The organism is Sphingobacterium sp. UBA7625 (assembly GCF_002484085.1).
GTDB classification, from domain to species: domain Bacteria; phylum Bacteroidota; class Bacteroidia; order Sphingobacteriales; family Sphingobacteriaceae; genus Sphingobacterium; species Sphingobacterium athyrii.
The window spans coordinates 588,590-613,788 of sequence record NZ_DLJD01000051.1 but is presented as its reverse complement, the minus strand read 5'-3'; the positions used below and the strand labels follow the sequence as shown (position 1 = coordinate 613,788).

Genomic DNA, 25,199 nt, shown 5'->3' with positions numbered 1-25,199 from the left:
TTATTGTTGTGGTCTATAAAACAGTTCGCCTGTTAACTGGTGGAAACGTGGATAGTTTTGCTCCAGATCATCTGCTGGGATAAATTGGATCATATCCAGATAAACCGTATTGCTACCACATTTTTTATCCTTTACTGCTTCAAATCGAATAACATGACGGTCCGTGGTTTCCACGTTAATGATTCCAGCCAACCGACCTACATTCAACGAAGCCTCACTACCGGTCTTCGCCTTCAATCCACCGGTAACATTGTTTGCATTATAATCACCTACAGTGGCCATATAACGTTTGTAGCCTTGGGCCAACATGAGATTGTCTGCATTCGAATTGCCCAAATCACTGACGCCGGAAGCTGTCAAAGTTTGATTCAATACGATAATATTCGGCAAAATCTGCTCATCAGCTTTCCCTGGATTGAAAGTTGCCTGTATCTCAGGCGCGTCCCCATGTTGTGCATAGCAAATCCAGACTTTATAACGGCCTTTGACCAAATAAGGGGTTTTGAATTCGATCCATTTCGCACGATTGGCATTATTGAAACACAAGGATAAACTTAACAAATCACCATTTGCATACGGACGTTTAGATTCCAACGCTTTATAATACGTGTAGGCATTGGTTCCGATCGTTAATACAGTAAGATTATTAAAACCAATTGAATTTGCAATTGACTGACCATTGGCAACCAAGGGCTTGGCTGTACTTTGATAGGCACTACCCAGCGAAGAGAGTAATTCAGGCGAGGTCGCTATATCAAAATAAACCGGTACTTGCGGCCGCACTTTTATCTTAACTTCCTGTTTGCTTTCGTGGATCACGCCATTGGAAGCCATAAGATCACTGTAGGTCCGATTTAATTCCGCCCCTGGTTCGAAGATTCCGTTAAAAGTTCCTTCATTCAACAAAACACTCGTACTAAACAATTTGGTGGTAATAATTTCTTTTGGTGCCAAGGTATAGAGCGTTCCACCAGCGACGACATCCTCCAAAAACTTCGCATCATTAGTGATATGGTAAGCCATATATAACCATAAGCTGTCCTTTGGATTCTTGGGGTTACCTGTCTGGGAGTATTTCGCCTTTAAATCAGAAATATCGTGTATCCCTAAAGTATTCAAGGCTGAATCTGACTCAACAATTAGGGTTTGAAATCGCTTGTTAGCAGCTATTTCCATTCCACGCTTATAATACAATGTATCATAAAATCCAGTTTCTTTTAGTGCGGCAGAAAAAATACGATATCGTGGATTATTGGCAACCATCTCGGCAATACTCTGTACCGGTGGGGTCAATACTTTATCGATCGCATGGATAATACCATTACCACAAAAAATATTCGATTTGGTAACCATGGCAGATTTATTGATTCGATAATTTCCCCGAAGTACATCTGTGTACAGATACTCACCAAACAAGCTCGGTGTCTTAATCTTTCCATCCGAAAAACGGAGCGTACCTACCGTATCACGTACGACGTGGTATTTGATAAAGTCCAACAACTCAGCATCGGTAAAATCGGTTAATGCTGATTTGCCATTATCCTTCATCCAAGTTGTGATACTTGCATTATTTGGCGCAAAGAGCGTATAGGTACCGTAGGCTCCTAGATAGCCCGCTGTTTTCGAACGGTACATAATATCGGTCAATAGCGAATAATCATCCGCATGTTGTTCGAGATAACCGGTGATATTCACCTCATCAGTCGTGGTTGTGCGGTAATTTTCTTTCTGGCAGGCCTGAATCAGACCGATAATCAGCGCAAACAATGCACCAATTATCCAAAATGACATATTCAGTTGCTTTTTCATATGTAAATAATTATTTCATGAGCTCGCAAGCTCGGTTTGTTTTTTTAAGGCCATATGGAATATCCACATTATTTTCATTCGAGTTTATACTTTGCAATCGTGGATATTTCATCAGTCTTATTTTAGGTAAAATGGGTTTTGTTTTAGTGATTTATCCTTAAATAACTCGTTCTCCAAGATTGGAAGGTAGTGACTATTGGTATCTCTAACCTTACTGATAGCCGATTGCTGTACATTGGAATCCGCAGTTTTCGTCACGAGGTCTACCAAAACATTTAAATTGGCATAATTATCCTTTTTTGCTAGACGCAAAAGGTCAAACCAGCGCTTACCCTCAAAGGTCAATTCACGGGCTCGTTCATCAAACACATAGAAAATGATACTCTCGGTATCATTTTCATCGACCAAAGCATCAGATGCAGCGATAGCCTTTCTTTTTGTCCGCAGCTCATTAATCAATTGCAATGCTTCTGACCCCCTGTTTAATTCAGCCAGCGCCTCTGCCCGCATTAGCATGACATCGGAAACCCGATAAATTTGAAAGTTAAAATAGTCCGGTGTTTCCAAGCCATACTTGACAATACTGCCTGCAGGTAAATATAAACCTCCTTCACCACGTGAATCGGACAGATCTGCATCTACATCCGCATTTGCTGGAAAAATTTCAGAATTCAACAGGTCTACATTGGCCATAAAAGGTTTCTTGTCGGCCAAAACCAAGTCAAACATGGGATTTACCTGAGAACCCTTATGACTAATCTCAAAGATGGTCTCCGCTGTTCCGCCGTCAAAAATAGAAACCGTAGCTATCCCATTTAACCGATAGCGACCAGTATTTAATATTTTGGCCGTCTCTACTTCGACTTTGTCGTATTGTTCCAACCAAAGGTATACATCGGCCAGCATCGCAGTGACCGCAGATCTGGTCACCCTTCCTGTATTTGTTGCGTTATAATCTACAGACTCCACAAGATATTCCGGCACCATTCCCTGAGCTTTGATCAAATCCGCTACAATTTGCTTCAAAACCTCCTCTGCGGTGGATTGGGTAGTAGGGACAATGTCGGTATCTTTTGCAATACCTTTTAATTTTAGAGGTATATCACGAAAGGTACGTACCAAATAAAAATATAAGTAACTCCGAATAGCGAGTGCCTCGCCGACGGCATCATTGTATTCAGCATCAGTAAAAGTAGGATCAGATTCTTTTGCCTGTGGTGCCTTGTCGATCAAGAGATTACAATTATTGATTGCAGTATACACGGCGCTCCAATCAGAAATCGTATTGGTGCTCAGAATATTATAATTTTTGACAAAACGGTTATCATCACTCGCATAGCTGGTTAAACCCACCAAATCCGCCCGCAATTCCCCCCAAAGGAAAAGGCTTTTTTCTACCCCCCCTCCATTTAATGATGAATAAATTCCAATCAGACCTGCATGGACATCTTCCTTAGTTTTCCAAAACTCGACGTTGGTAATACCGTCTTGTGGCTGCAGATCAAGCCATTTATTACATGAATTGAGCGATACGCTAGATAGCGCAAGAAGGCTCATTATAATTATCTTTCTCATCATTTTTCAATTAAAAACGTGCAGTGATACCCAGTGTCACCGTCTTTAGCGGTGGCGTCATGGAATCGTCTTTCAATACCGTAAAGGCATCTTTTAATTTCACAGCCACATCAGGATCCTGTCCAGTGTACTTGGTAAAGGTCAAAAGATTTTCAACTGTTATATACGTACTCAATGCCCCGATCCGCAGACGTTTCAAGAATTCTTGTGCAAAGTCATATTTCAAGGTAACGGTACGTAAGCGTATGAAAGATGCATCTTCCACATAGCGACTGGATCCCAAGGAATTATAGCCTGTGCCATACAAGGCTCTCGGAATATCCGTTACATCGCCTTCTTTGCGCCAACGACGCAATACCGCAGTACTCTGGTTGTTGTAGCTTGTCATATCTGTCGTATTCATCTGTGTACCGTTGATCATATCAATACCTTGTCTATAGTTGAAGAAGGCACTTAATTTCAAGCGTTTGTTATAGCCTACATTAAAACCAAAGCCACCCGTAAGTTTGGGGTTGCTGTTTCCGAGGTAAACAATATCCTTTTGATCGATCACGCCGTCATGGTTAATATCTTCATAGATGGCATCACCCGGTTGAAATACATAATCAACGGTTGGGTAGTTAAACCGCATATATACAACATCACCGTCTGGACTAACAATCTGGTTACCTTGTGCATCGGTCGCGATAGTTGATTCCTTGTCTTTATATACGCCCTGATAACGGAAACCATAGAAGGAACCAAAAGGATTGTCTTCTTGTAGGTAAGCGAAAAATGTTTTGTTTTTCAAGGATGACTTGGCATTTTCCCTTGGGTATAAAGGTGAAATCTCTCGGATCACGTTTTGGTTATGTGCAATATTGAAATTAAAACTTACATCCCATTTCTTGTTGCGGACAGGTACTACATTCAAGGATGCCTCCCATCCGTCGTTGTCCATGGTTCCCACATTCATACTGATTTCACTAAAACCATTGTAGGTCGGAATCTGGATCTTGTCCATCATCAGATCTGTGGTTCTCTTTTTATATACTTCGGCACCAAAAGTCAAACGGTAGTCAAACATATCCACGTCCAATCCCAAGTTTTGCTGGGTCACCGTTTCCCATTTCAGATCTGCGAGTTCAAGGTTGCTCGAGTAGACCCCATTCTCGCCCAGGTAAGCATAGTCATAGGTTTTATACACATTGATGTAGCTATAATCTCTGCGTGGCGCATTACCGCTACGCCCCCAACTCGCCCGCAATTTAACATCCTTGATCTGACGGATATCTTTCAGAAAATTTTCCCGACCGATTTGCCAAGCCGCTGAAAAGGCCGGAAATATACCATAGCGATTGTCCGGACCAAATCTAGAGTTGCCATCTCCACGTACGCTAGCCGCGACCACATATTTTTCCAACAACATGTAGTTGGCCTGGATCAACCCTCCGATGGATCTAGTTTGTGTCGTGATCGATTTGGCATCACCCGTCAATGTCCGAGAAGGTACCGTTGGATCCTGCAAATAAGAAGACGCCGTGTTTGTCGAACTCAACCCCTGAATGGTACTCCGATAATCAGAAGTCAGGAAAGACATATTCGCTGTAAACAAATGTTTTTTACCCAATTGTGGCGTATACAATAGGCTCGTCTTCGTATTGAGTGAAAATTCGTCCAAATCCGAATCAGACGCTCTATTTACAGAATATTCAGTAAACGGCCTACCAGTAGCCAATTGAGGTAAGAAATTTTTCGATTTATTATTGCGGATATTGAGCGCAAGGTTACTCGAAAACCGCAGTACATTTGGTATCAATTTATAGTCGATATTAAATCGGGTATTCAAGATATCGCCCAGCTGCTTGTTGATGGCATTTTTGACCATCGACAGTGGGTTATAAGTACCGGAAGCATTTTTATCTGCCTCCGCAGGTCGGAAATATCCCTGGGCAGTCTGCGCCGGATTAAATAAGTTACCTGTCAGGCGCCCATACTCATCGTATTCCCAGATCGCTTGATTTGGCATTTTTTGATAGGCAACATCCCTTACATTTTTATAAAAGATATTATCGTTGGAGACATGGCTATAGGATACATCTGACTGAAAGCTGATCCTTTCGGAGACCAGATAATCGAGGTTGATTCGGGCAGATAAACGATCGAGACCGGTACCGATTGTAGTACCTTCTTGATTAAAATAACCGATTGAAGTCATGTAACGTGCTTTCTCACCGCCGCCGCGCACCTGAATATTGTGATCCTGAAAATAGCCTAATTGTGTAATCGCATCGATCCAATTGGAATTGTTACTGTAGTTATGGTAAATATAGGTGTCGTTTGGATCGTATTGAAACTGTTGCGCATTCTCTGTTGTCGAAAATACACGTCCCGCGTTGTAGAAAGACTCCTGAAGCATAGTCGTGTATTGATCGCCATTTAACAGCGGTATCGCCTGCGGTTGTTTTGAAAACGAGCCTTTAAACGTATACCCGAAGGAAGGTGCACTTACAGTACCCCGTTTGGTATTGATAACTAATACGCCATTGGCACCACGTGATCCCCATACCGCTGTCGCCGCTGCATCCTTCAATACCGAGATATCCTGAATATCTGAAGGAGCAATATTGAGCAACTGACCGTAAGAATTTTCGTCGGATGTCGCAAAATCAAAATCATCAGGGACTGTAATATCGTAGGGCATACCATCTACCACGATCAGTGGATCTGTTGCTCCGTTGAGGGAGGAAGTACCCCGAATTCGGATTTGCATCCCTGCTCCAGGATCGCCGGAGACGGTCGTAATATCCACCCCTGGCAAACGCCCCTGTAGGGCTTGATCAACGGATGCGGACTGCATTTCGGACATTTCCTCCATGCTAATTGTTGAGATCGCGGCCGTATTACGTGCTTTGGAAATCCCCATCCCCATTCCATCGTTTACGGGTCTACCGCGTGAGACGGTGACTTCTTCAATTGTATGCTGTGCTGACTCAACCTGTACATTGATCGCTTTACGCTCACCGACTAAGGTCGGTACGGACGATTTATATCCTGTGCTGCTCACCATTAATTTTAACCCCTTCATATTGGCACGGAGACTATAATTCCCTTCCACATCAGTTACCGTACCCACGATAGTCCGGTTCTCGTTATCCTTTAGCACGACTGTAGCGCCAACCACAGGTTGGTTGGTTTTCTTCTCCGTCACTTTTCCAATTAAAAGTGACGCATTTTGTGCATATGCACTATACTGAAATCCTGCAAAAAAGCCGATTAGCAGAACTAAAAGTTTAATTTGTTTTATCTTCATAGGAGGTCTAGGGTTATAAGCCGTGTTTAAGATAACTGCTGATGGAATGAATGACCACACGCTGTCCCAAAAGGTTACTTTGAGCTATATTTGCATCGACAACACGTCCAGCATTATCCATTACTTGAAGCTTATTCTTTTGATTGAGCACCACTTGTACCGACTGTGCATCGCCATCGATATTTTTACATAAGGTCTGAAAATAACCGGTCTTTTTGCCATCGATCGCAAAAGAATTGCGCGTAATGTGGTACTGGATAAACCGAGTTACCTTATCGATATCAACTTGCGAGGTAGGAGCATTTGCTGACGGCAGATCGCCTTCTGCGACTGCTGCGGCAATTGCCGCGTTGTTCGGAATCAGCATACTGTAGTTGAGTCCCAACTCAATTCCTTTGACTACACCATCGGTTGCAGAATACAGCGTACTTTTGATCAAATAATTGTAGAATGCATTGTATGGTGAACTGACTTGGTCTGCCCCCATTTTTTGCAAAAAGAAACCGATATTCGTATTTGACGAGGTCAACCCGCCATCCAGATAGACTGAAACGCCATTTAGTGGCCCTGACAAGTTCGTACCCGTGCTCGTTGAATCAATTTTCAGCGCTTGCTTGTTGGCAACACTGTCTAAGGTGCCGCTCGATGATAACATCATATGATCATATTTGATGTATTCTCCGGTGTAACTTTCCAGCACTCCAGTACCACTTAGATCTGGAATCGGATCGTTATTTAAAGGAATAATATGCGCATTTAAGACCTCACGCATCTCAGGTGTACCATTCCCACCCTTATAGCGAATTGGATCAGTCGTGTTGTATGCATCGTAATCAAACCCCATCTTGTATAAATTATCATCGGAGACCAAAACAAGCATGTAGCGTAAGGTGGGTATTTTAAGCGTCAGATTCATTCCCATACGTTCAATCGCACGTCGCATTAAACTGTACTTTGGGTTTAGTAGTACACTGCCATATACCGACTGAAATACATTAGCCTTTTGACAAACATCTACGCCATAGAATGTACCATTACTCAATAATTTGGTTTCTTTAATATTCGCTTTAGTTAGCTTGGTACTTTCACCAAGAAAGTTTTGTTGATTTGTAAACTGGGATGGCCATAATTGCGTATTATAGAGATGTGAATTAATAAATTCAACCAAGACACCGCTATTTGTTGCATACAAATCCTTGAGCGTAGACCCTTTCGGATAATATTGGAGCAACATACCCCTGACATATTTATCAACGGCTTCATTACTTGGGATAGTGACCGAAAAATTATTGATCTGTGCATCGTTAGCATCCTCCTTCGTGTAGTTCTCATTGTTAAGAGCCAGCCCCACCCCCGTATAACTTTTAACAAAAACAGAATCTTTGCTTCCTGTTAACACTTCATTTTTACGGGTCAGATCCGCGTTGTAGGTATAAGTTGCAAACAAATCCAAAATCGATTTAAAAGATGAATACTCATCACTTCTAGTCAAATATTGATCAATGCTTTTCTCCGGAAGTAATACTCGGTCGACAACATGGATATAACCATTTTCTGCTGCAATATTATTGCGTTTCGGATCAATATTTGCAGCACCGACATTCAGTCCGCTATAGGTAGAGTTGGGATAAAACACAGTATAATCTGACTTTCCTAAGCCCCGCTGTGCCATATAGGCATCAAAGAAATAGGTCAGGTGCTTATTATTGTTTTCTATCGGCACATATAACTTATCTGAACCACGATTGGTCGAGACAAATTTGCGAATTTTGCCATTTCCCAAATCTTCGCTCTCCACAAAATCATAGTACACAGAACGACGTCTAAAAGCCAATCCTGGTTGCCACCCTTGTTTAGAAAAGAAATCGCTTAGTTTTTCGATACGCTCGCCATCATAGGTCATCGAAGAGCGGACGATCCTCTCCGCAAGCTCAGGACTAACCTTGGTCATATCTGCGATTCCCTGTTCATTCATAAATTGTTCAAAGGCTTTATCCGTCGGTGCAAATACCGTCCATGAACCCGCTGTCCCCAGTGTGTTCTGATAGCCTGACAACTGAATACAGTTAAGGAAATTTTTAAAATCGCCCATGGAATCCAATTGTTGGTAAATTGGGCTGGCCAACCAATCCGGTCTGCCATAATAAGCATCAAAGGCCTCTTTCCGACAGGAAACCGTGAGGGCCAGCAAGCTGATCCATAGTAATGTAAATCTGGATGATAACATAATTTAGATATATTGGTTCAATAAAAAATTGACTGGTAACTCTGTTAATAATTGGTAACGCTAAAAAATGATACGGCAATAATACTTGTGATAGGTTATATCTCTTTTATTTTCTGTAGCTCACAATTGGCACTTCGAAGATAAAACATATGGTTTTACCAACCATCCTGCCCCATCCTGAGCAGGAGCGGGAGGGAATTGACAACTCAAGTCACGCACTATATAATGAATATGGCGCTATTATTCCANNTGGAATAATAGCGCCATATTCAATTGACAGATCTCTGGAAATAAAATGGAACAACGATTGCGTTTGCTTCTATTTGTTTAAGCAGTCTGAATGTCCCGGCCCGCAATTAATAACTCCACAAAGTCACAGGACCGATCAGACCACTTTCCATTGGTTTCCAATCGCTGGCATCAAAGTTTTTATAGTTGATATTGACAAAGTTTATTTCATGGTAATTACGCCAGGCAATTTTTTGCTGATCCAGCTGACGAATACGATTTGCCATTAGGTTAGCAACCTCGATACGGATTTTATTTTCTCCATTGACCAACCACTTGGTAATATCCTGTTGAAAGGGTATTGACCATAAAATACCTGCATCCTGCCCGTTGATAAATACACGAGCGCTTTCAGCAACACGTCCAAGCTTCAACAGATAAGATTTCGATTGATCCTTCTCGATGGAAAACGTTTTCTCGTACGCCGCGGCACCCGAAAAATTGATCGCATCCTTATCGCCCCATTCCGTCCAGGATGACAGTCGACCGATTTTTCTAGCATGCGGTAAAACAGATCCTCCTGAAATAAAGCTAACTTTCCAATCATGATCCAATTGAGTCACTTGACTCAATTCATCTTGATAGCGGAATGGTTCCGCGGCTTGTTGCTCAGAAGCCAAAATGATCCAGGAATAACCCGAAGGAATCTGCACCCGTATTTTACCATCCGTTGATGGTAACTTAAATACTCTTCCCGTCTGTGGATCCAACAAAGAATAATATTTAGCCTGTGCATTTAGCGTCATACTACGATCCACGGTCCGTTCGCTGTGATTGACCAAATAATAATACGTATCCTTACCAGAGACTCTTCTCGAGAATTTCAGTCCTGCTTGGTTAATTCGTTCGGGTGCTATCTGTTCTGTTTCGAGGGCTGAATTGACATCCGTCGTCAGATAGATTTTACCTTTTCCAAAAGCCGTATACTGGTTCGCCTTATCTTTTTCAAAACCAAGCGATGTAATTAATTTATTGAATAGCGCAGTGCGTTCATCCAATTGATTATACCCAGGTACTTCCTGCGGTAATTGTTGGAAAATGACAGTTGCTCCTTGCTTCGCCATTTCTAAAATTTTCTGAAGCGTCACTTCCGAAAAATAATGACAGGCAGGGATATAAATCGCTCGATACGGGATCGCATCCTTCGAAGTTTGTAGTTTTCCGTCGTTTACAGTTGTTCCCGCCAGAATTTTATCTGTTGCAAAATCAAAGCTATACCCACGTTTCTGTAGTTGAACACTTTGTTTATAAAATTGCGTTGGGTGCAACCACTCGTCAACATCATGAACCTTCAACGCTTTATCCATCCCCTTGGCATTGTTCCAAATATCGTAAATGGGCCAATACACCAACAATTCATTGTCGGCACGACTGGACTGTAGAATGGATTGGACACGTGTAATATATTGGTTCAAACCGGATAGGTGATCCCAGAATGAATTTTGGGGAACAAAGTTAACAGACGCATAGAATAACCAACCCGGAAAGGGAACATTTTTAGGCGAATAGGTTGTCCCATGGTAGAACACATGATTCACCCCCGCCAGGAATAATTGTTCAACTTCGGGTTTCGTTTGTGACAAGGAGGTTTTAAAATGTTCCGTCAACCAAGTGAACGTCTCCGAAGAAGTATATTTCTTCCCATACACATTTGCTGCTGAGGTTGCAAACTTAGCCATTATTGGATCCGGGTCTACATTACGAATATCGGCAGTGTCACGTCTTAATCCGGGAATAGCAAAACTACTGGATCCAAAGGTTTCACACTCGGGAATATCTGTATCGGCATATAAATCAATCAGGTTTCCTGGAGATCCATGCGCTTGATTTTTTGAAATCGCTTGATAGCGATGGGCAAAATCTGTAAATGGGATCAAAAAGTTGTTGGCCAGTAACGCATTTACAACTTCACGATAATCAGATTTTAGACGTGCTGTTTTAATTTCATTTCCTCCCTTTCCTGCAAAATCCAAAAGATTATCCTGCAGTTTATATCCCTTTATTCGTTCGAACGATTGTAAAAATTCATCTGTCCAGTTCGCCCCATATACCTCGTAACTATCGTTAAAAAAGGCGCGGGCATTCAATTGTTTATCCTTAAATACTTCGGCAAATCTATTGAAATAAGATGCGACAGAATGCTGTCCGAGGTGATCCAAAGTATACCCCTCTCCACCCGGTGCAGCACGTTTCACTTTTTGCCCCGTTCTTCCTGAGAATACAGCCAATAAACGTACGTCGGTCGGTGCTTCCCAAGTTCCATCGCTATGTGAACTGTAATCATCCAGGTTAATTTCGCTATTATCGGATTTAAATGCGCGTAAAGCTTGCAGGAAAAAATAACGCTGTTTGGGGTCTTTTGATTTCAAAGGGAAAGTAATTTTTTCACCTTTTTTCAATTCAAATTCATCCAGGATCAATTTCGTGGCGGCATCTTTCTCCTTGATTTGAGGTCCACCAAAAGGCCAACCTGTTCCCAAATTAATATCCACCCCCATCCCCAAGGTTTTTGCCTTATCCGTTGTTACACCTATCATACTCATCCATTGGGGAGAAAGGAAGGTCAAATAGCTGGATTCAAAACCTTTAGCACCATAAATAGGCGTTATCTCAACACCGCCAAACCCACTTTTGTCAAATAAGGTTAGTTCCCGTTCGAGGTTGGGTCTGTCCACTGCTGAACCGAGCCACCACCAACGCGTCCAGGGTTTCATTTCTTTGGTAACTGCTGGCCATAAATCCTGTGCCATCGTTCGACCGAAAGCCAACAGATTACAGGCAAGCATTAACGATATATAGATTTTCTTCATGTTAAAATTGGCCTAATCCATGTGAAATACTTTTTTCAAATTTATCGAAACTGGGGAATGATCCGGATTTACTTCCATGATATCATGCATATAATCCCACCACTTCTGAACAATAGCTTCTTTGCCCAATTCTTGCGAGGAATGCCCTGCAAGGTACTGAACAGCAAATAAGGTATCCGTCTCTTCATCCAAAAAAATGCTATAATCAGACACGCCATTTTCGCGCAATAAGGTTGTTAATTCCGGCCAGATCGCTTCATGTCTCCGCTGATACTCCGCAGACATGCCTGGTTTTAATTTCATCTTAAATGCTATTTTCTCCATTTCGAGTTATTAAACTATTTTAGTGTTACTGTATAATCCTAATTAACCAACACCTGATGTATATCGGCTTCGATAATACTCAAGGTCCCTTTGGCATTGGCATCATTACGTGCCACGCCATCATCAAGCTTTTTACCGCCCATTTCTACCTGATTGTTTTCCTTTGCAGTAAAAGGCGCATTTTTAAGTTTTATGGTTACCTTTTCGCCCCTAGTACGCGGAAACGAAAGTGTACAGTAGCCTAAAGTAATATCCGTATTTCCATCAAAAACAAGTTTGTCGTCTACGAAAATCTGTAGCGGGTAGGATCTTGATCTAAAATTATTTAATTTCAGATCGATCTCATCAATGTCGGACTTTTCCTGTAAAATGTATGTTATCCATGCTGTGCCCAACTGTCCATCATTGACCCAATCCGACAGTTCATTGTCGTCGTAGGATTGTGCTGCCTTCTCTGAATTAGCGCCAGCGGTAGCCGCACGGATTTTAAGGCTTTTTTTCAGCTGTACCAGAGTAGGTTTTTCTGGACTTGGCCCCCGCTCTAAAAAGGAAGGTAAATTTTCAGCAGATTCTTTTACAAAATAATTCTCCGTCTTTTTGATAGGTTGCACCGTCCAGGCGACTGAATCTGATAAAAGACCATTAGCTGTCGCCTTCAACAGCACTCCACCCGATTTATCGTACTGTGTACGAAGTAATACACGATTTATACCTGCCTCCACCGGAAGTGATTTGGCCAAAATATAATTATCGGGTCCCTGTGCGATACCACCGCGCCAATCCATCGGTCCATCTAAGTTGAAATCAACCCTGTTTGATGCTAATGGGCAACGTACGCCATTCTTGTCAAGCACTTCAACTTCCGCCAGTACCATATCGTTACCATCAGCAAATAAACCATTTTTACCATGTTGCACTGTCAAACGGATTTTATAAGGTTCGCCTGCTGTCCTTAGTTCTTTTTTGTTCAACAACTTTCCGTCTTTCGTAAATGATTTCGCAGTCAATACACCGGCCTCAAAGTCAACTGCAGGAAAACGGTATAGGAAATTATAGCGTTTTTCTGCTTCACCTTGGATCTTGCCATTTACGGATAATTCAACACGATCAGCAGCGGAGACGACTAATACATCCTTTTTCGTTCCGGGAGCATAGTTCCAGTGGCCAACAAGATGTAATCCCTTTGGATCTGGATCAATCCAACCATCCCACATGACCTGATGGGCGAAGTAAGCATCTTTGGGAATACGCATGGCATCGACCTCGCCACTGCGTCTATAGTTTTCTTTTCCTCGAAAATGAGTATTGGAATCCGAGAAAATAATATTGACGCCACCTGAATTTACGCGATCACCAGTACCGGGACGCATTTTCCAATACTCCCACCAACGATGGACCGTCTCCACGACATAACTATCTTGGTTTCTATTATAGTCACTGGCGTCAACACCCTTGTAAAGCGGACCTTCACCATCCTTGTGAAACGGATAGCTCAATTCGTCCCAATATTTACGTAAGGCTTCATCGCGCATGTATTCCGTTGCAATCATCGGGTGACGGGCACTTTTATTAATGTATAGCATTTCACCACCATATTCAGCTAGCTTACTGTCTAACATTTCACGCGAACCAATTGCCCGTCCGCCAGCTGGATCGTATTGATCCCGGATAGCTTTCATCTCCGCCATATGCTCCTCAGAAATAGACTCGTTTCCACATTCATAAAACAGAACACTGGGACTGTTTCGATAATAGATAATTGCATCACGCATCAGTTCTGTCCGCTGTTCCCAGCGTCTGCCTTGGGTATCTTTTTCGGCATCTCCGGCAGGTAGCATTTGCATTAGTCCCACGCGATCACAGGATTCAACATCCTGTTTCCAAGGGGTTACGTGCATCCATCGAACCAGATTCGCATTGCTTTTGACCATCAGCCCATTGCTAAAATCACTTAACCAAGGTGCTACAGACAAGCCGACAGCAGGCCATTCATTACTTGTACGCTGTGCATAGCCCTTCATCATCAAAACTTGATCATTCAGATACACCATTCCATTCTTAAAAGCTGTTTTTCGAAACCCTGTTTTCGTTTGCACAGCATCTATGATTTTATTATCCCGCAAGATTTTTGTCGTAACTGTATAGAGATAGCCGTACCCCCAGCTCCAAAAACTAACCTGATTCAAGGCTGAATTCATGGTCAATTGTTGTGTTTGATTGGCTGGGAGATTGAATTTTTTTGAAAAAGTTTTCACCAACTTCCCATCGGCATTACGTACTTCGGCAACAAAGTTGACTAAACTCGATTTATCGGTTTCATTTTTCACCTCCGAAGAAACAAAAAGATCCAATGTCTTTTTAGGGATGTTCATATTCTTCGCATAGACATAAACACCCGTAGTTTTTAAATTGGAATACAAGGGTAGCGTCTGATAGATCTTGGAAGCAAAGTGGATCCATACATTTTTTGGAATGCCACCATAATTTGCGTTAAAGTTTTTATCGTTCCATTGATAAGTACTGTTTGTCGCCTTTTCCCGATAGCTCCAGCTATTGTCAATGCGTATCGCCAAGATATTTTCGCGATCACGATCAATCAGATCTGATAGATCAAATCCGGCGGCCATGACACCATTTTCATGCCGTCCAATAAATTTCCCGTTAAGGTAAAACTCTCCCCCAAAGCGAATTCCTTCAAATTCTAAAAATACCTTATCAGAAGTAATGCCCTTAGGAATACGAAATTTCTTCCGATACCAAACAATATTTGCAGAAAGGTCATGTATCGCTTTTGCAAAAGCTTCATCTTCATTCCAAGCTTGAGGCAAGACAACTTGTTTCCATTCCCGGTCATCGAATCCAACAGTAGCAGCATCGCTGACATCGCCAATGTGGTAACGCCAATCCGCATTAAAACTTAAAGTTTTCCGACCTGCTTGAGCATAGGTGCCAAATGAAAGCAGAAGGCAACAAAAAATAAATAATACTCTTTTCATTTTATATTTTTTTATGGCTAATGTGAGATCGAGTAATTTCTTTTATCTATAGCATAACTGTGTACCATTTCCATGATGGGCGCTGATTAATTAAGTTATTGGCTACACACTGAATGAATAATGAGACAACTTATTTCGACAACATTTTATAAACCTCTGTCCCTCCCAATAAAAAACAACCCAAACCGTAATCTTCAAAATCCGGTTGACTGGAAAAACTGACAGGTTGACCATCTTTAGGTTCTTTTCCCGTTCCTTGTAAATAGCCTAAGAAGCCTGAAGGGTGTACCGCTTCTGCTGTCATTGCTTTCCACGCTTTTTCTACAACAGGTCGATATATTTTAGCATCCAGCAAACCATTATTGATACCCCAGGCCATACCATAAACAAATAATGCCGTTCCTGAAGTTTCACGCCCGCCAAAATTAGTGGGATCATGCAGACTGACATTCCAGAATCCATCCGGTCTTTGAATAGGAACAAGCGCTTCCATCAAGGCTTTATAATCCGCCATATACTCCGCACGATGTACTTCGTTTTCTGGGATTAACGAAAGTACCCTGACCAAAGCCGCCACGACCCATCCATTACCACGTGACCAATAGCAATCTTCACCGTTTGGTTCTTTATAAGGAGGAACAAAATCCTTATCGCGCCACCAAAGTTTGTCGGCCTTGTTATACAGGCCACCACCTTCTTGCGTTTTTGAATGATGATACATTTTATACATGTAATCAAAGTAAGTTTGATCCTTGGTCATTACACCCAATTTGGCATAAATTGGCATGGCCATTTGTATCGCGTCAATCCAGGTCCAATCGTCTACTTTGCCAGATTTGATAATGTAATCTATATTCGCTTTAATCTTCTGGATACGCTCAGGTTTCTGTTCAATCTCATAGAGATCAAGATAAGTTTGCCCACAGGCTTGGTCATCGGCATTTCGAGTTTCTACACCATTGCGCATACCCCATTCATGTTTATTTCCCCAATCCACCGCGTAATTGTAGTAGTCATTGTTTTTATCAATCTGATACAGTGCCATGAGACCTTCGTAATAAACGGCTCTGGTCCAGATATTACTTGGCCGCCAACGGTTGGTATAGATGGGTTTGCCCGTGTCTGTCCATTTATTCATGAAATAGCGATTGGTCAGTTGCAAGGATTGAAGTACATCCCCAGCGGTGATTTCCTTCTTCTGTTCGACTACTTTTTTTGTCGATGAACAGGCCGAAAGGAAAAACGCAATCAGTAAAGTTGCTGTATACGTATTAAATATTTTCATGTTTTTCTTGCTATAATTATTCATAACGGGAGTTCCCTTTTTTTTCTGAAAGTGTCTGATCTTATTGGCCAGAAAGAACCTTCTTTCGCTTTCATTGCTGTTGGTGTCTGTGAAGTCATGAAGGTTTTTGAGCGAGCTGCTCGTAGGGTATCACACCGACCCTTTTTGCCCAATTTTCATAGATCTGAACCATTTCGTGGTATATTTTTGGAAAAGTAGCCGATAAGTCTATAGTTTCACTCCTATCTTTTTCGACATCATACAAATACCATTTGTTTTCAGGGTAGGAGGAAACAAGTTTCCACTTTCCTTTGCGCACCCCTTTATTGCCCTCATGTTCAAAACAAATCTCCCTGTCCGCAGACCGCTGTCCTTCCATCCAAATAGGAAGCAGGGACATTCCTTCCATTGGTTTGATCGTGTTACCGGCGTAGTTCTTTGGGTAGTTTGCACCCGACCACTGCGCCAAGGTTGGCATGATATCGATCAAATGGGCCGGCAGATCAAACTGTTTTCCCTGCGGCAGGAACTTTGGCCCATAGGCGATAAAACCAGTTGCATTGCCTCCTTCAAACTCCCAATGCTTGAATTTTTTGAAAGGCGTATTACTGACCGCGGCACCTTCTATTCCATAGGCGGTAAAAGAACGTGGGTGACTGGCCGGAAATTCATTGGCAGCCCTAATATCAGCCGTGAATCCAGTATTGGTTATTGTTTCATTGCTCGCTCCATTATCGGAAAGAAAGATAAAAACAGTGTTTTCCAATTGTCCTTTCGACTGGAGATAATCAACCAATCGCCCTACATTTTGATCCAATTCGTCGACCATCGCCGCGTATACAGCCATCTTTTCATCCCATTTTACTTTTTCTTCCCAGCTGCAATCGTTCCATTTTCGCAATGCGGTATCCATTGGAGACAATTTGGTCGTTGGTGGCAGTAAGCCCAACTGCTGCTGTTTTTCAAAACGCCTTTCACGGACAGCATCCCATCCTTCCATATATTTACCGCGGTACTTTGCGATATCCTGAGGTTTGGCATGTAAAGGCCAATGTGGAGCCTGAAAAGCTAAGTACAGGAAAAAGGGGTTCTCTTTTTTAGTGTCTAGATGCTCGCCAATAAAAGTCATCGCATAATCCGTGTAGGCATCCGAGCTATAATAATCTGCTGGCGGAACAATCGCTTCATTGTCCAAGGCTATCGTCAATTTTTGGTTGGGCCGATAAGGTCGGTTTTCAAAATAGCTGTTTGCCCCATCAATCAGTCCATAATACCGTTGAAATCCACGTTGTAAAGGCCAATTTTCTTTTTCCTGCCCCACATGCCATTTCCCAGCCATATAGGTTCCGTAGCCTGCGCCTTTTAATAGTTCGGCCAAAGTCACTGAAGTTTTATTTAGAAACCCCTGATAAGCAGGAAAAGGACGCTTATTCATCATATCGCCAACCCCTGCCTGATGTGGATATAAACCTGTCAATAAAGAAGCTCGGGATGGACAGCAACGCGAAGCATTGTAAAAGTTGGTCATCTTAATTCCATCTTTTGCCATTCTATCCAGATTTGGGGTTTGAATTTCAGAGCCAAAACAACCCAAATCGGAATATCCCATATCGTCTGCCAAGATCAGAACAATATTTGGCCGTTGCTGCGCATGCAGTGTCAATCGTGTCAACAGAAAAAAGAGACACAGCGTAAATATTGGTTTCATCATACTACATAAATTTCTTTAGCCCGATTTTGGGCTGTGCTTTCAATTGTTCGGCGACTAATTTGGCATTCAGCAAGGCCCCCGCTTTAATCGTGTGAGTCGCATCCTTCGGATCAAAAAATTCCGTTTCTACTTTCTTTTTTCCAAATGTTTCATACTGAGCAATAACGAGTTCCTGTAATGGAATGAAAAATGCCCCAGCCTGTTGCGCAGCCTCCCTAGCCCATAGCGCATAATCTGATCTACGAACCTGATTTCCTTCCCAAGCATTGCGCGGAATTGGCGAACAGATAATTGCTGTCGCCCCTTTATCTTGAATATTTTTCACAAAGCGTCGTAAATAGAAACCATAACTATACACGACTTCATGTTGCTTCAATAACGGATTATACACTTCTTGGTAATCGTCACCATTCCCCTTTATCGTCCCCCTAGCCCGTAACGTATCCACAATGGGACTCGAATCATTATGTCCAAATTGCATGAGAACAAAATCACCTGGCTGTATGCTATCCAGCACTTTCTGCCAAAGTTTTGGGTTGTTATAAAATGTTCGTGTACTCGTTCCACCCAATGCACGGTTCTTGACGTTGATTTTATCCGATTTAAAATACTGGCCAATAAAACTTCCCCATCCCCACTGTCCGTTTGAACCGTTTCCTTGCCCATTTTTTACCGTGGAATCACCAATAATAAACAAGGTCGGTTTATGTTGTTGTCCCAAAAAGGACATGCTGATTACAGCAAAAAGGACCGCAGCCCATGGCAACAATTTCAATTTCATCTTCTTTATTATTTAATATATTGTACTAGCTGACTTTTAATCCTACGAAATCCTTCGACAACTGATAAAGCATTTTCGCGCGCGCCATCTTTATTCGTATGGGTATGGTCCCCCGGAAAATAGCCGGATTTTACCGCTTCAGGGCCAAGCCGATCATATTTATCTGCAGTAATACTGTTAAGATCCAAAAAAGCGACGCCCTGTTCTTCCGCGATCTCCTTTGCCCACAATCCAAAATCCTTATCTGCCCGCTTCACTTTCCCTTTATCATCCCATTGGTTGCGCGGAATCATGGATAACAAGATCGGTGTTACACCCTTTTTCTTTGCTTCAATCACAAAACGACGTAGGTTTTCACCGTAAGTACGTACGGTCTCTTTCTTCCCATTTCCCCAATCCAATACAATAGAGTCCAGACCAATCCCCCGCAGTACGCCGCGATACCCCTGTCTGCTCGTATCAGGCTTACTTCCTTCGTTATGGCCAAACTGAATCAATAAAAAATCACCAGGTTTAAACAATGAGTCAACTTTTGCCCACCTTCCCTCTTTGACGAATGTCCTTGTGCTACGCCCTGCCATCGCATGATTATCTACTCGGACACGTGTAGTATCCAACAGTTCAGGAAGCAATGTTCCCCAGCCCCAATACTCCTTATTACTATTCTTCACAGTCGAATCACCTATAAGATAAATCGTAGGCTTATTTTGTTGTTTTGCAAAGGATATCAAAAGAAAGGCTACCAATACCATTCCTATCCATTTTATTGTATGCTTCATGTGCTAACTTATCTATTTCTTTTTAATCTACCCATTTAAATCGTGCACTTCCAACCCTTCTATTTCTTGTGGGCGGACTTGACCAGCTGAATATTCGGTTTAACCGGACGATCCATTCCTACACCAAGGTAATAGCCCGTATGTGGTGGTTGATTATAGCCTACATTCTGCCATGTTACACTCAAGCGATATTGTGGATCATGCATGAGTGTATATACGCGTTGCTCTGTTGGGATCGTCGTTGTATAGATACGGAGATTCTGGTTATCTTCTGAACGTAAGACCAATTCTTCACGCCAGTCGCCAAAGATATCGGCGCTCAGGTTGGGTGTGCTTTTAGTGCCATTGATCGACGATGTTCCCATAGCTGTAAAGATTCGTTCCGTTTTCCCATTTTGATATTTTTCAATATAGTTGCTGTTTAAAAGCTCACGGCTTAAATCAGCATCCCACCAGATCAAAAAATTGGTCGATCTCGGAGCCCGCCCGACAATATTTCCCTTGGTATCATACATGTCTTTAGACCCCAGCCACCACAGATACGCTCCTTTACGATCGGGATCAATATTTGCAGCAACACCGCGAGGAATATCTTGGTCTCTTGCACTTTGAAACAATATGGCTCCCGTTTTGGCATCCAACAAGGCTACCCCCGTCCCCTTTCGTCCCCCTTTCAGTTCATGAATTCCAAAAATCTCCAGTCCGGGCCTTTCAGGATCCAAGTCACTGACATGCAATGCATCGCCATGTCCCAATCCTGTACTGTACAGCCCCTTTCCATTATCATCAATAACCATCGACCCAAAGACAATCTCATCTTTACTGTCTTGGTCTACATCAGCAACCGTGAGACTATGATATCCCTGACCGGAATAAGGATCTTGACGAACTTTGCTGTCGAATACCCAGCGGCTCACTAATTTTTTATCTTTGAAGTCCCATGCCGCCAAGGCCGTTCGTTCATAATACCCCCGCGTCATCACGACACTCGGATGCATGCCGTCCAGATATGCTACGCAAGCTAGAAATCGATCGCTACGATTGGCATTCGTGTCTCCCCACGAACGCAGATCCCCACGTTCAGGTAGATAATCCACGGTACTTAGCGCCTTACCCGTCAGCCCATCAAATACGGTTAAATATTCAGGTCCTTTCAATATGCGGCCTACAGTTCTTGAACTTGATACGGTATCACGCCAATCGGCTTTTGGATCACCAATAACATGTCCCAGTGCATCTTTAGTACCATCCGCAGTTTTACAAACCAATTCTGCACGGCCATCACTATCGAGGTCATACACCATAAATTGGGTATAATGTGCTCCTTCCCGGATATTTTTACCCAAATTGATTTCCCATAGAAAGGTACCATCTAATTTATAAGCCTGAAAAATAGGTTCTGAAGTGATCCCATTGTGCGCATTATCATGTCCAACACCAGTTTGATGAACAATAAGTTCATACGTCCCGTCTCCGTCCAAATCGCCTACAGAAACATCTCCTGGCGTGTAGCCTTTGGGGGTGCGTAACGGAATATTCAGGTATTGCTGTACTTTTTGATCTTTGGATAAAGTAAGTTTAGCAACTTCCTTTTCTTTTCCTCCCGCCACAATATCCAAGGTGTAGGTTACATCTTTACTCAGGTCAACATGATCATCCAAAAAATTGGTACCCTTTGTTAAAGGTGTTTTATTCAATTTTTTCTGTATACCATTTCCTTCCTGCCGATAAATAGCAAAGGCCGTGTCAAAATCGTCGGTACCCAGCAAACGCCAACTCAAAAACACGGCGTTATCCGTAGTTTTTACACCGACCATTCCGCGATCTAAAAACTCCATTTTGCGTTGGCCTGAAACGGCAAGAGAACCGATCAATGCTCCTGTCAAAAGAATAAGTTTTGCTTTCATCATTCAAGGTCTACATCACAGCTATATGCTGGTACATATTATTGCTTTTTATTATTAACCGTTACATTGTTTAGGATAAAATTTTTAATGTACTCCTTATGAATAATAGGATCTTTGCTCGCACGGACATGCATATTTTGAAATGTAAAATCCGACAGTACATATTGCTCCGAATTGAGCACATCAAAAACAATGTCGCAATCCAGATCAATATTACGCAAGACAATATTTCTCGCATAGGACATTTTGATATCTTTCTCGCCCTTTAAATCAAAAAATTGGGTCCAAGGTTTGATAAACAACATACTATTGACATTTCCTTTTACATTTTCAATCAAAATATTTTCATATTTCTGTGGTGTATCCGGGCGCATCTTTAGCTGCAACAGCTTACGCGCTTTATCCAGCGTGTTGTTTCTAAAAATCACATTGTAACTATGAATTGATTCACTTCCACACGTCAGTGCACTATGACAAAATCCAAAAAAACAATTTTCAATAATGATATTTGAATTCGGGCCGTTGTTAGGATCCTTATCAGACTTGGGCCCTTTCCCACCTTTCAATGCGATCGCGTCGTCGTTGACGGAAAGATAACAATCCTTAATCAATACATTACGGCAGACATCCAAGTCAATCGCATCAGAACTAGGCGCTTTAACAGGCTCCTTTGGCGCTGAAATATGCAAACCGATCAATTTGAGGTTTTCACATTTGTAATAATGTGAGGTCCAGAAAGGTGAATTGATCAAGCGAATACCCGAAATCTGTACATCTTTGCTATTGGATACATAGAGTAAACGCGGGCGCATCTCGTCCATATTTGTACATTTTGGGTTAAACTGCCGTCTAAGCCAAAAAGACCGCCAGTAGCGTAACCCATTTCCATTGAGTGTACCCTTGCCTGAAATTGTAAAACCATCCACCTGATCTGCATTGACGAGCGCCATAAAGTATTTTACTGTTTGCCCCTCCATACGGGTTTCAGCCAATGCAAAATCTGCGATATCATCACTTCCCTTCAGTACAGCACCTTCTTCCAGGTACAAATGTGTCTTTGGTTTAAAAAATAATGACCCACTCAAATAGATACCTTTAGGTACAACGACCACTCCCCCACCACTGGCATAGGCTTTATCAATTGCTTGTTGGATTTTGGCCGTTTGCACAACGGTGCTATCTGTCGTTACACCAAAATCCGTGATCAAAAATTTCTTTCCGAGCGTTTCTATGTTGGTCGATTTTATCGTCTCAAACCACTTTGAGATTGCTGTTCCATCTGGGAACTTATCCTGCGCCTGCGCACTTGACAAAACCACAATTGATGTTAGTAACTGTAAAAATCGAAAGAATTTTTTCATAATATTTAGTTTATAAACATGTTTTCCCTAGCCCAACAATTAAAATTCATGTATTGAAAAGCTTTTAAAAATTGATTAGCGCATTAAAATATGCTTAATGAGTAGCTAATCTAAAAGTATCAACATTTTTAAGAAGAGCTGTCCTGTAGTATCCTGAACAAACTAGATACACAGTCAGCAAGCGCTCATTTTTCCTGACAGTGAGCCTAATAGCAAGGTTTCAAAGCTTTTCGTAATATATTTGTTATAGAATCCCTATCACCAACTCCCTACTAACTTATCACCAACTCCTGACTGTAACCACCTTGAGTCCATAGTGTGTCCATGTTGAGTCCACCTTTTAATTGTTGAGATACCATGTTGACGTCGTTTTAACAACTCACTTGCAGTCAGGAGTTGGTAGGAATTTGTCCATAACTTATCCCCAAGAAAGCATCTCCAAACCACCTTGTACTGTCCTGCTTTGCAAAATTAGGTTCTCCTATGATTGTTCTTTATTTTTAACAATTATTGTTTTGGAGCAATTAGCGCTAGTACCCCCTTCAGAACACATTACGGATCAATTATGACATATAAATCAATCTTTACAATCATTTTATTATCAATATCCTTTGTTGGCTTAAGCTTTGCGCAAACAGGCAAGCTCGCACAGGAAGAGATCAACATTCAGGCTCCTTTTGAAATCCCAACGTTTAAGGTTCCCAATTTCGAGCATTGTAAAAACTACGATATCCGCGATTTTGGTGCACGCCAAGGCGATAAGGAAAGTACGGCCACTGCAATAGCTCAAACAATTGATCTGGCGACAAGAGCTGGAGGGAATGTCATTATTCCCCCAGGTGAGTGGATAACGAAGGCTATACACTTAAAAAGTAATGTCAACTTACATGTCAGTGCAGGAGCAACGTTATTATTTTCGGGAGACCCGAAGGACTATCTGCCTGCTGTTCACAGTAGTTGGGAAGGATTAGAATGCTATAATTACTCCCCGCTGATCTATGCTTACGAAGCCACAAATGTTGCCATTACTGGCAAGGGAACCATAAAAGCGGATCTTACTGTTTGGGAGAAATGGTTTCCAAGACCGAAACCACATATGGAGAGTATCAAAAATCTCTATAATTGGGCGCAAGAAGGGATACCTGTCGAACAACGCCTTATGGTCAATGATACATCCAACCTTAGACCGCAATTTATTCAATTCAACCGTTGCCAACAGGTTCGGGTAGAGGATATCAAAATCCGAAACAGTCCTTTTTGGACCTTACACCTCTACTTAACGAAAGATGTCCTTGTACGTGGGATCGACATCTATGCTCATGGTCATAACAATGATGGGATCGACCCAGAAATGAGTGAGAATGTATTGATTGAGAATTGTATTTTTGACCAAGGTGATGATGCTATTGCATTGAAATCGGGCCGGAATCCGGAAGGCTGGCGATTAAAAACACCAACAAAAAATATCGTCATCCGCAATTGTGAAATCCGTGACGGTCACCAATTACTGGCCGTTGGGAGTGAGCTATCGGGTGGCATCGAAAACATCTATGTAAATAATTGTACGGTATTGCCTAATGAGAAACTCATGCATTTACTGTTCATCAAAACCAATGAACGTATGGGCGGCTATGTCAAAAACATTTATTTTTCAAATATCAAAGCCCAAAATGTAAAAGAGGGAATCCTTGGGATAGATACAGATGTGCTCTATCAATGGCGCAACCTGGTACCAACCAAAGTAAAAAAACTAACGCCAATATCGAATATCTATCTTTCGAACATCCAAGCGGAGGTGGGTCAATTTATTTCAAAAATCAACGGCAATTCGGAACTTCCCATTCAGACGGTTCAATTGAAGGATGTACGACTCAAAAAAATAACCTCAACTGCAGTCCAAAATCAATATGTTAAGGATTTCTCCTACAAAGAATAACAGGCCATACTGAATTGGTTTCCAATCTCTCCTCATTAAAGAGATTCGCACCATGAAATCATTCAATAAACCTGATACAATAAATCTTCATACATAAAAAAGGGCTTTTCCATTAAAA

At 42.0% G+C, this 25,199-nt stretch carries 14 protein-coding genes; 1 reads left to right on the top strand and 13 read right to left on the bottom strand.

Features of this window, described 5'->3' with window-relative positions:
• From B4G94_RS22470 to B4G94_RS22410, 13 genes are all read right to left on the bottom strand, one after another.
• Complete coding sequence (locus B4G94_RS22470) at positions 1-1,809, bottom strand: fasciclin domain-containing protein (protein ID WP_286862106.1); 1,809 nt, start codon at positions 1,807-1,809, stop codon at positions 1-3.
• A 117-nt stretch (positions 1,810-1,926) separates the two neighbouring features.
• A complete protein-coding gene (locus tag B4G94_RS22465) occupies positions 1,927-3,387 on the bottom strand; it encodes a RagB/SusD family nutrient uptake outer membrane protein (RefSeq protein WP_286862104.1) in 1,461 nt (486 codons plus the stop codon).
• Between the two features lie 7 nt (positions 3,388-3,394).
• A complete protein-coding gene (locus tag B4G94_RS22460; protein WP_286862101.1) occupies positions 3,395-6,676 on the bottom strand; it encodes a SusC/RagA family TonB-linked outer membrane protein in 3,282 nt (1,093 codons plus the stop codon).
• A gap of 13 nt (positions 6,677-6,689) precedes the next feature.
• On the bottom strand, positions 6,690-8,903 hold the full coding sequence (locus B4G94_RS22455) for a fasciclin domain-containing protein (protein ID WP_286862099.1): 2,214 nt from the start codon (positions 8,901-8,903) through the stop codon (positions 6,690-6,692).
• 356 nt (positions 8,904-9,259) lie between these two features.
• On the bottom strand, positions 9,260-12,001 hold the full coding sequence (locus B4G94_RS22450; protein ID WP_286862098.1) for a glycosyl hydrolase: 2,742 nt from the start codon (positions 11,999-12,001) through the stop codon (positions 9,260-9,262).
• A 12-nt stretch (positions 12,002-12,013) separates the two neighbouring features.
• Positions 12,014-12,325 (bottom strand): L-rhamnose mutarotase, encoded by a 312-nt coding sequence (gene rhaM, locus B4G94_RS22445; RefSeq protein WP_286862097.1) that lies wholly within the window; start codon positions 12,323-12,325, stop codon positions 12,014-12,016.
• Between the two features lie 38 nt (positions 12,326-12,363).
• Positions 12,364-15,321, bottom strand: a complete 2,958-nt coding sequence (locus B4G94_RS22440) for a sugar-binding domain-containing protein (RefSeq protein WP_286862096.1) — start codon at positions 15,319-15,321, stop codon at positions 12,364-12,366.
• 130 nt (positions 15,322-15,451) lie between these two features.
• Positions 15,452-16,606 (bottom strand): glycoside hydrolase family 88 protein, encoded by a 1,155-nt coding sequence (locus B4G94_RS22435; protein WP_286862094.1) that lies wholly within the window; start codon positions 16,604-16,606, stop codon positions 15,452-15,454.
• Between the two features lie 115 nt (positions 16,607-16,721).
• Entirely contained in the window at positions 16,722-18,317 is a 1,596-nt protein-coding gene (locus B4G94_RS22430) for an arylsulfatase (RefSeq protein ID WP_286862093.1), read from the bottom strand.
• Position 18,318: 1 nt separating this feature from the next.
• Positions 18,319-19,098, bottom strand: a complete 780-nt coding sequence (locus tag B4G94_RS22425; protein WP_286862091.1) for a rhamnogalacturonan acetylesterase — start codon at positions 19,096-19,098, stop codon at positions 18,319-18,321.
• 8 nt (positions 19,099-19,106) lie between these two features.
• The gene (locus B4G94_RS22420; RefSeq protein WP_286862089.1) at positions 19,107-19,877 is read right to left on the bottom strand and encodes a rhamnogalacturonan acetylesterase; all 771 of its coding nucleotides are present in this window, start codon (positions 19,875-19,877) and stop codon (positions 19,107-19,109) included.
• 59 nt (positions 19,878-19,936) lie between these two features.
• Complete coding sequence (locus tag B4G94_RS22415; protein WP_286862087.1) at positions 19,937-21,787, bottom strand: rhamnogalacturonan lyase; 1,851 nt, start codon at positions 21,785-21,787, stop codon at positions 19,937-19,939.
• A 35-nt stretch (positions 21,788-21,822) separates the two neighbouring features.
• On the bottom strand, positions 21,823-23,145 hold the full coding sequence (locus tag B4G94_RS22410; RefSeq protein WP_286862085.1) for a rhamnogalacturonidase: 1,323 nt from the start codon (positions 23,143-23,145) through the stop codon (positions 21,823-21,825).
• A gap of 565 nt (positions 23,146-23,710) precedes the next feature.
• On the opposite strand from B4G94_RS22410, the gene B4G94_RS22405 reads away from it, so the two are divergent.
• Complete coding sequence (locus B4G94_RS22405) at positions 23,711-25,081, top strand: glycoside hydrolase family 28 protein (protein WP_108634937.1); 1,371 nt, start codon at positions 23,711-23,713, stop codon at positions 25,079-25,081.
• Positions 25,082-25,199: the final 118 nt, after the last annotated feature.